Source organism: Rothia sp. 27098_8_161 (assembly GCF_041432905.1).
GTDB lineage: Bacteria > Actinomycetota > Actinomycetes > Actinomycetales > Micrococcaceae > Rothia.
The window spans coordinates 1-963 of sequence record NZ_JAPWAL010000061.1; the positions used below are offsets into that span (position 1 = coordinate 1).

The 963-nt window shown below is 58.9% G+C and carries 2 pseudogenes; one reads left to right on the plus strand and one right to left on the minus strand.

Annotation, left to right across the window (positions count from 1 at the left end):
• Nucleotides 1–380: pseudogene (locus tag O3648_RS08375) on the minus strand (signal protein PDZ); the annotation flags it as partial.
• 298 nt (nucleotides 381–678) lie between these two features.
• Here O3648_RS08375 and O3648_RS08380 point away from each other — a divergent pair.
• Nucleotides 679–963: pseudogene (locus tag O3648_RS08380) on the plus strand (hydrolase); the annotation flags it as partial.

Genomic DNA, 963 nt, shown 5'->3' on the forward strand with positions numbered 1-963 from the left:
CGGTTACCGTCAAACGCCAACCAGCTGTAGAAAGCCTCCGCGCCGGACAGCTCTGTGTACGGGCCACCCGAAACCGACACCGTGGTCATGTTCATCTTGCCAAACGTCTTATAGCTGGGAGCGCCAGAAACCTCAATGACCTCCTTCTCCTGGTACGTTCCGAGCACGTCAAAGAGCGGGCCGGGGCCCTCCTTCACATAGGAACTGGGCAGAATAAAAGCACCAGCCAGCAGGGCGCACGTTGCCACAGCGCTGACCGAACGCAGGTTCACACGGCGCGGGGCAAAACGCGAAAAACGCTTAGCCGCCTTCTCATCACTCTTCACACTCGCGGAGACGGCGTTCGATTGTTGCTCAGCATCAGGGGTGGGCTTAGTCATGGTTTCTACAGTACCGGATAAACCTGCTTTTCAACACGCGGGCGGGCACCGTTACCCCGCTAAAAATAGAGTAACCAGGAGGCGGTCACGCTCTGACCCGCACCACGCTTTGTCAGCACCTGACCGTGACAACGGCACGAAAAAGCTCCCAAACCCTGACCCCAAAGACAAGATTGTGAGCCCTTAGCTGATTAACCCGCCTCCACAGCAATGACACGGGAAATTCTCAGCAAAAATCGGTAGGCTGGACAGCGAGCGGGCCAGCTACGCCCACCCCCGGATTACGAAAGGCTTCTACATGTCTGAGAACCCCACCGGCGGCGCCTCCAACGAGCGCGACCCCCTCGAAGAATTCATTAAGAAGATGCAGGAGCAGGGCTTCGACCCCTCCGCGGGGGCAACCGGCCAGGGCGGCAAGGGCACCTCCTCCAACGCGCAGAACCCCTTCAGCGCACTCTTCGGCGAAGGCGGTCAGAACCCCTTCGGCATCAGCATCGACCCTGAAGACCTGAAGAACATGGGCATGGGTTTCGACCCCGCAATGATGCAGAGCATGTTTGCGCAGGTGCAGGCGATGTTCTCC